7 protein-coding genes are annotated in these 7980 nt (G+C 39.2%); 3 read left to right on the forward strand and 4 right to left on the reverse strand.

Annotated features, from left to right (window positions below; all coding sequences use genetic code 11):
• Positions 1-214 precede the first annotated feature (214 nt).
• Positions 215-1036: a class I SAM-dependent methyltransferase gene (locus tag I8752_RS29765; RefSeq protein WP_214435811.1), complete on the reverse strand. Its 822-nt coding sequence runs from the start codon at positions 1034-1036 to the stop codon at positions 215-217.
• A gap of 669 nt (positions 1037-1705) precedes the next feature.
• On the opposite strand from I8752_RS29765, the gene I8752_RS29770 reads away from it, so the two are divergent.
• The 3 genes from I8752_RS29770 to I8752_RS29780 all read left to right on the forward strand — a co-directional run bounded on the left by I8752_RS29770 (position 1706) and on the right by I8752_RS29780 (position 5433).
• Entirely contained in the window at positions 1706-3439 is a 1734-nt protein-coding gene (locus I8752_RS29770) for an iron uptake porin (RefSeq protein WP_214435812.1), read from the forward strand.
• Positions 3440-3710: 271 nt separating this feature from the next.
• On the forward strand, positions 3711-4538 hold the full coding sequence (locus tag I8752_RS29775) for an ABC transporter permease subunit (protein ID WP_214435813.1): 828 nt from the start codon (positions 3711-3713) through the stop codon (positions 4536-4538).
• A 127-nt stretch (positions 4539-4665) separates the two neighbouring features.
• Positions 4666-5433: an ATP-binding cassette domain-containing protein gene (locus tag I8752_RS29780; protein WP_214435814.1), complete on the forward strand. Its 768-nt coding sequence runs from the start codon at positions 4666-4668 to the stop codon at positions 5431-5433.
• Positions 5434-5553: 120 nt separating this feature from the next.
• Here I8752_RS29780 and I8752_RS29785 read toward each other — a convergent pair whose 3' ends face one another.
• The 3 genes from I8752_RS29785 to I8752_RS29795 form a co-directional block, all read right to left on the reverse strand.
• Entirely contained in the window at positions 5554-6063 is a 510-nt protein-coding gene (locus I8752_RS29785) for a pentapeptide repeat-containing protein (RefSeq protein WP_214435815.1), read from the reverse strand.
• A gap of 216 nt (positions 6064-6279) precedes the next feature.
• Positions 6280-6840, reverse strand: coding sequence for an NUDIX hydrolase (locus tag I8752_RS29790; protein WP_214435816.1), 561 nt, complete (start codon positions 6838-6840; stop codon positions 6280-6282).
• A gap of 141 nt (positions 6841-6981) precedes the next feature.
• Positions 6982-7980 (reverse strand): DMT family transporter (locus I8752_RS29795; protein WP_225895995.1); only part of this gene is annotated, 999 nt, incomplete at its 5' end.

Genomic DNA, 7980 nt, shown 5'->3' on the forward strand with positions numbered 1-7980 from the left:
GGATAAGGGGCGGGGGAAAGGGGGAAATGTTTGGTATTTTCACTTTCCCCTTTAACCTTTAACCTTTTCCCTTTTCCCACCTTTTGCAAAAGTGCTTTTTGCAAGAGGTCTATTGTTGTTTGGCAAATTGTAGGAAATAGAGTAGGCTGACACCTACTCTATAAGCAGGATGATGAGAGGTTAGGTTAAACTTTGTGGCTCGATCGCATTTAAATTAATGCTTCCAAACTACTTGAATTGTTGCTTTGAGTTCTTCTGTAAAATGTCCTGAAGGCTCAACTGCTAGCAATGCTTCTTTGATATCTGCTTCAAATGCTTCAGCTTTATCGCCATAAAAAATTTTCAAAGAAAAGGCTGTGGTGTATAGGTAGCCAAGATAGCTAGAGACTGTCCAGGATTTTTCAAATGGCACTTCATATATTTGCTGGCGAGCAAAAGCTGAATTGGCAATTACGACTTCGTGAGGAGGATCGACTGGTTTACGAGTGCCTTTTCCTCGCTGTCCAGTTCGACGCTCCTCACCTAACCATTTTTTTACTACTGCAATGGCAGCTTGTTTCCAGGGGAGAGAGCTTACCCAAGGGTTATCACCAGTGTTAAGTAGTGCGATCGCCCCATCATCTGCAAGCAATTCATAAAGGCGTTCGAGTACGAGTTCGCGTTCCATCCAGTGAAAAGCTCTGCCAATAGTCGCTAGTTTAAATACCCCCAAACTAGGGCCAATTAGTTCTGCTCCTTGTTCTAGCCAAGTAATATTATTTGCTCCTACAGCGGCTGCTTGGCGTTGCGCTTCTTTGAGCATCTCTGGATCGGGATCGATCGCAACTACTTCCTGAAACTTGGTTCGTAAGGGGATGGCAATTAACCCCGGCCCAGTACCCAAATCCAAAAGTCGTCCCTGACCGTTGAGATTAAATATTTCGGTGAGTTTGTCAAATACAGCAGGTGGGTATTTAGTTCTATATTCAGCGTAACTCTCAGCAGCACCCTCAAATAATGTTGGGTCGTAGGTAGGAAGTGTTTTCAGTTGGGTCATAAGTTGATTTTTCGGTTAATCAATTTATATTTGGGCATTGGGAATTAGGTGTTGGCTACTAGGACAATTATTCTTATTAGTCTTTGGGTAGTCCGATAGTTGCGGCGTTCTTCTCTAGTTGTTTGAATCATCTAGAACATCGAGCGGGAGTTTCACTACTACTTGCTTCAAAGAAGCGATCGCTCTTCACCCCATCAATATTTGTTTGTGGCTCTGGCTTCGTAGTTAGCTAATAAAATCCTGTGGTGGATTTTCTATAAAGTACTGTAAATGGATTGAGTTACCGTAGTTTGTTCTTTAACAAAGCTTTTCACACTTGCAATCAAAATGCAAGTCCCCTTAACACAAGTTTGTTAATAAAACATTAAAAAATTTATATCCAAAGATACTTGCTTTTTCCACTAAATTATGCAAATATCCAAAAATAACAGATAAACAACTAAATACCGATAAGTTTTTAGTTGTTTATTGGCAGCTACTAATCAAGCTAATTCAAGTTTTAAATTTGTCTCACTGCGTAATACCAATTCTCTAAAATCTGACAACACATTCAGACTTTGAAATCCAGACCATATCTGAATTTCTTAATTACGAATTGGTATAAGTCATATTGCTTGTAGTGCTAGCAATCAAAGATTTGCTGATTTTCTGTGCATAACTCAATAACCGATGTTTAAAGTTTTGTGGAATTACGGGCTAGTTATCCCAGCTCTTGTGAATGGATTTATCATTCTGTCTTCAGCAATGAGTGTGGCCCAAACGCCGAATTTATCTGAGCCAAAATCAGAGATTGAGGAATTTTCTCCAAATAGCGCAACTCATGCGATTAAACCAACTCAGGCTGAATTGAATCAAGCCGCCAATGCAGAAACAATCAAACCAAAAGAAAGTTTACTTTCGCAGCAAACTTCAACAAATCAAAACAATCCTTTAGCACAAGTAACATCTGTTTCAGAGCTATCTGATGTTCAGCCTACAGATTGGGCATTTCAGGCGTTACAGTCTTTAGTTGAGCGTTATGGTTGCATAGCTGGATATCCAAATGGTGATTTCCGGGGAAACCGAGCTATAACACGCTACGAATTTGCGGCTGGGTTGAATGCTTGTCTGAACCGAATCAACGAATTGATTGCTACTAGCACTGAAAATTTAGTGACAAAGCAAGACTTGTCTATCTTGCAAAGATTGCAAGAACAATTTTCATCAGAAATAACAGCGTTGCGAGGTAGGCTTGATACTTTAGAAGAACGTGCAGCCAAGGTAGAAGCCAATCAGTTTTCTACAACCACCAAGCTAGTAGGTGATGCGATATTTGTGGTGGCTGATACATTTGGCGATCGCCCCAATAATACACCAGCCAATGACACTAAAGATAGTACCAATACCTTTTTTGGCTACCGCACTAGACTTTCCTTTCAAACTAGCTTCAGCGGTAGAGACCAACTAACAACAATTTTAACAAGTAATAACATTCCTAATTTGACAAGTAATACGGGAACAGCCATGACCCGTTTTACCTTTGATACTGATGGTAGGGAAGGAGTATATATTTCTCAGTTGGTATATCGTTTTCCACTAGGCAAAAAAGCTACTGTTTGGGTAGGCCCTAGAGCACTTCAGCCAGCTGTTTTTACACCAACCTTAAATGCTTCCGTTGGTGGGATAAATGGTGCTGCTTCCCGATTTGCAACCTTCAACCCTACTGTCTATCGACCTGGGTTTGATGGTGCTGGCGCAGCCTTTGGATACAAATTTAGCAATCAATTGCAACTAAACCTAGGTTATATAGCAAATGATTCACAAGCTAATAATCCGGAAAATGGACTTTTTAGTAACACTTATGCAGCACTTGCTCAATTAACCTTATCGCCTAGCCGTAAACTAGATATAGGTCTTACCTATACCCATAAATACTTTGCTGCTGGGGCTTTTAACATTACTGGTGGTACGGGTAGCGCCTTTGCCAGAAATCCTTTTGGGCAAAACTCTACCGCAACTGATAATTTCGGGCTGGAATTTAACTGGAGAGCTAGTCCTCGCTTTCATTTAGGAGGTTGGTTTGGTTATACTCTCGCTAATCAGCTAACTAATGGTGATAGTGATGCAACTATTATTAATGGCGCGCTCACCTTTGGTTTTCCAGATTTGTTTAAAGAAGGTAATGTTGGTGGGATCATCGTTGGTGTACCACCGAAAGTGACTAGCAATGATTATCGCCTTACCCCCGTGTCTGCTCGTCGAGAAGATCCAGATACTTCTTTGCACCTAGAGGCTTTCTATACCTTCCGAGTGAACGACAATATTAGAATTACTCCAAGTTTTTATCTAATTACCAACCCCGAACATAACAATGCCAACGATCCGATTGGGGTAGCTGTTCTTCGCACTAGTTTTACTTTCTAGCAAACCAATGATGCTAAAAGCCTGCAACTAAGCACAAATACTTGTCTTTCCCATTTCTTTTGATTATCTATATAGGGGTTGATTTTTACCTAATTTCGTGTAAAATTTTACTGTAAACTACGGTAATTTGGTCGGGTTGCAGTATTTAAAGTCCGAAATCCTCTAACAACAAAGCATGTATTCTCGCTTATTCTCCACTAATGCCAAGTTTTCAGCCTTTTGACAAAATAGCCATTAATAGCAACTTTGTGAAACAACTCACTAGCACCTTATGACTTTTATCCTCAAAAATACTAAAAGTAACGTAACATCTCTAGAAGCAATATTTAACAATAAATATGCCGATCAAATCATCCCTTGGATAGTGCCTTTTATAGTGCTATTAATATGGGAAATATCTTCTAAAACTGGTTTACTTTCCAGCAGAATTTTACCAGCACCAAGTAGCGTAGTTATCACAGCATATAAGTTAGCCTCAACTGGAGAACTTTTTCACCATATGGGAATCAGTGCTGCACGCGCTATATCTGGTTTTATCATTGGTGGTGGTATTGGCTTTATTTTGGGATTACTAACTGGGTTTTCTCGCATTGCAGAACAATTGTTAGATAGTTCTCTGCAAATGCTTCGTACTATTCCCAACTTGGCATTAATTCCCCTAGTAATTTTATGGTTTGGGATTGGCGATCAAGCTAGATTATTTCTAGTTTCTATAGGTGTATTTTTCCCAATTTATCTTAATACTTATCATGGAATTCGTAGTGTAGATCCTGGACTGATTGAAATGGGTAGAGTTTATGGTTTAAAAACACCGCAGCTTTTGTGGCAAATTGTTTTTCCAGGAGCTTTATCTTCGATTTTGATTGGTGTCCGGTTTTCCTTGGGTATTATGTGGCTGTCGTTGATTGTAGCCGAACAAATAGCAGCAGATTCTGGTATTGGTTATATGGCAATGAATGCCCGTGAGTTTATGCAAACAGATGTTGTAGTGTTAAGTATTGTCATCTATGCACTACTAGGTAAATTAGCAAATTCCATAGCAAAAGCCTTAGAAAATAAATTCTTAGCGTGGAATCCGAATTACAAATCTGCTGGTTAAAAGCTGAAGTCAATAGTTGAAAATGGGTAAATAAAACAGGCTTTATCCCTGCTAACAGGCAAAGCTTGTGTAATTCACGCTCTGAGAAATCCGCTTCGATAATTCATCAAATGAAGGAGAAATTCAAATGATTGCAAATATACAAGGTACACAACTAAATATTTTAGATTTAACCAAGGTTTTCGGGAATAAAACTGTCTTAAAGTCTTTAAATCTAGAAGTAGCACCAGGAGAATTTATTGCGATTGTGGGGCGCAGTGGTTGTGGTAAAAGTACTTTACTGCGCCTCGTATCTGGGTTAGATAAACCCACTACAGGCGGCATATTGTTAGATGGAGAACCGCTACGTAAGCTCAGTCACTCTGTAAGAGTAATGTTTCAAGATCCTCGCTTGCTACCTTGGAAAAGTGTAATTGAAAATGTCGGTCTGGGTTTGGAAGAAAATTGGCGTGCAAAAGCTAAGAGGGTATTAGAACAAGTTGGCCTGAAAGATAGAGCTGATGAATGGCCTTATGTGTTATCTGGAGGACAACGACAAAGAGTAGCATTAGCAAGGGCATTAGTGAGTCAACCACAGCTATTACTACTTGATGAGCCTCTAGGAGCATTGGATGCGTTAACTCGCCTAGAAATGCAACATTTAATCGAAGATTTGTGGCAACAAAGAGGCTTTACGGCGTTTTTAGTCACCCATGATGTAGAAGAAGCTGTCGCCTTAGCAGACAGAGTGATAGTAATTGAAGAAGGACGGATTGCCTTAGATTTACCTGTAAGATTGTCGCGTCCGCGAGACAGAGCTAGTGAAGCATTCGTCAATATTAGAGAAGCAGTGCTAGAAAAAGTTATGAAGTATGAAGATACTCATACAAATCAATTATTGCAAATGAGTCATTAATAAATAGCTACACAAAATTTAATTTATTGATGTAGAGAGCGAACAGTCTAGTAGGGTGCGTTACGCTGATGCGATAACACACCCTACCAAACTCAAATTTGTTGTGGCTAAAGGCATTTTTTAGCGAGTCATCAATCCTAGCGGTGCGATCGCTTTTTCTAAATCAGCCCCTTGGAAATTTGTTCCGACTATATTTGCATTTGTGAGATTTGCCTTCTCTAAATCCGCATCAAATAAGTTCGCATTCTCTAAGTTTGCGCCGATGATAGTTGCCTTGCCTAAATCTGCACCTTCCAGATTCGCACCTAGCAGATTAGTTCCTTGTAAGTTTGCTCGTTCTAAATCCGCACCTTGCAAGTTCGCATTCTCTAAATTTGCATTTTGTAAGTTTGTATCCTTAAGTTTCGCTCCAATTAAGTTGCAGCCAAAACATTCGTTAGTTTTTAATAAATGCCTAACATTGTCAGCTACAGATGTGATAGGAGCAGGTGCAGATGGTGTAGTTATGGGTGCTGGTATTGATTGAGCTTTGGCACTAGGCTGATCGAGCAGAGAAAATCCGACTACAAGTACTAGAAATACAGCAGTTATTATCCAATTAGTTAATTTTTTGAAAGTTGGTTTATTCATTAGTTTCCTCGCTTTGTACTTCGCAGTCTTGGCTTTTATAGAAATCCTTAATTCAAGACTTAATATTTACTGTAAATAAGTAAATTAATAAAAACAAATATTATTTTTGTTTAATTTAATAAATTAAAATTATCAAACATGATTCAGGAGTCAGAATTCGCTCGGGGAATTCTGTGCGAAGCCGCGGATAAATAAATGGTGAAACACCTAAACTGATTAATATAGTTGCAATCTGCCAAGCTTTTTTAAAGCTAAAAATAAGGAGCTAATATGTAATGATTGCAATAAAATTCTACTTTCAATTATTTCTATAGTTTTTTCTAAATGCAATAATACCAAATCAATTTGTTCCGTATCATCTAAATTTAAATCAGCTATTTTTTCTACATTTGTGGCTAAAAAACAATAAGTAAGATTATTATGATTAGCTGGATTAGCTGATAATACGCCAGTTTCAAGAAAATTATCGCTAGTGTAACCTGTTTCTTCTAATAGCTCGCGTTTAGCTGCCAAAATAGGTGAAATATCTTCTGTTTCTACAGAACCACAAGGTAATTCTAAAAATGTTTTTTGTAGACCGTGCCGATATTGTTTGACTAAGACAACTTCCTGATTTTTGGTTAAAGCTACAACATTTACCCATGTTGGATATTCCAGAACATAATAAGGCTCGACGATTTTGCCATCAGGCATCTGACAAGTATCGGCTCTTACTGATATCCATCTATCTTTGACGACATATTTAGAGTTTAATACATTCCAATCAAATAAATCCACTTTACTCAATCCTTGATTTGTTCGTGAGAGTGCGATCGCACATTTAAAGGAAATTAGCCGTACTGAAACTCATCATAGGGACGACAGCATTTGTGCAAACCTTTATGATTGATGCGATAGACCAAATAGTTTAACCAAAATTTAACTCCTGATTTTGAACGATTGAATAAAGCTTTCTCCACTCAGCAACGCAATCCCTAATGTGACAACACCAATTCCCAAGCTTTGAATTACGTTTAAAGTTTCACTAATCGTTACCCATGCAACTAGCGCTGTCAATGCTGGACTACTAGAGCCAATGATAGAGGCGGTAGTTGCACCAATCATCCTAATCCCCAGATTGTTGAGAGTATGTCCAATAAAGCTGACTAGACCCGAAAAAATGCTGCCAATCCACATTGGTGTCCAATCAAGTTGAGCACTGGGAGGCGCAAAGAATAGCAAACTAACACCCGAAAGCAGCAAAGTAGAGGCAAACCCGATCCAAGTAAAAGGAATTGGATGGAATTTCTCTAAACATTTTTGGGCGATAACACTATAGAAGGCATAAACAATTCCTGCACCAACGCTGGCGAGAATGCCGATCGCAATGTCATAACTGCTGTAGGTAGCCGAAGATTGAGGAATGGTGAGAACACTGCCTACGAGAATAATACCCATCACTAGCCAACGATAGAGTGTGGGGCGATCGCCAAAAAACTTCCAAGCCAGCAGTGCTGTAAATACGGGATAGGTGAAGAACAGAGTCATAGCAATGCCAGTGGGAATTAAGCCAATGGCAATGTAGAGCGAGGCAATATAGACAAACATCAGCACCCCACAGCTAAACGCTAGGATCAGAATATCAGTGCGATCGCGCCTGAACAACTCCCGGAATTCTCTAAAAGCAGATGGATATAGCTTGAATGCTAGAGATGCCATGAGTGGAACCACAAGCAGCATTCGCATGAACATCAGTAAGAATGAATTCTGTAAATCCGGTTTAACGTATCCACCAAGTAAAAATAAACCCAGTACGAGATGTTCTGAAAACAAAACTCGCACAGTAATGTTGTGAAACGCCAAAACAAAGGAGGATAGAAGAACCGTCAACATTATCTTTAATATTCTGGTTTCGTCACTTGCAGGGACGGTCGCCCA

Source organism: Dendronalium phyllosphericum CENA369, assembly GCF_016056275.1.
Taxonomy (GTDB): Bacteria; Cyanobacteriota; Cyanobacteriia; order Cyanobacteriales; family Nostocaceae; genus Dendronalium; species Dendronalium phyllosphericum.

Bases quoted from the DNA above. Each gene is read 5' to 3' on its own strand.
- I8752_RS29765 (WP_214435811.1), bottom strand. From the start codon at position 1,036: ATGACCCAACTGAAAACACTTCCTACCTACGACCCAACATTATTTGAG.
- I8752_RS29770 (WP_214435812.1), top strand. From the start codon at position 1,706: ATGTTTAAAGTTTTGTGGAATTACGGGCTAGTTATCCCAGCTCTTGTG.
- I8752_RS29775 (WP_214435813.1), top strand. From the start codon at position 3,711: ATGACTTTTATCCTCAAAAATACTAAAAGTAACGTAACATCTCTAGAA.
- I8752_RS29780 (WP_214435814.1), top strand. From the start codon at position 4,666: ATGATTGCAAATATACAAGGTACACAACTAAATATTTTAGATTTAACC.
- I8752_RS29785 (WP_214435815.1), bottom strand. From the start codon at position 6,063: ATGAATAAACCAACTTTCAAAAAATTAACTAATTGGATAATAACTGCT.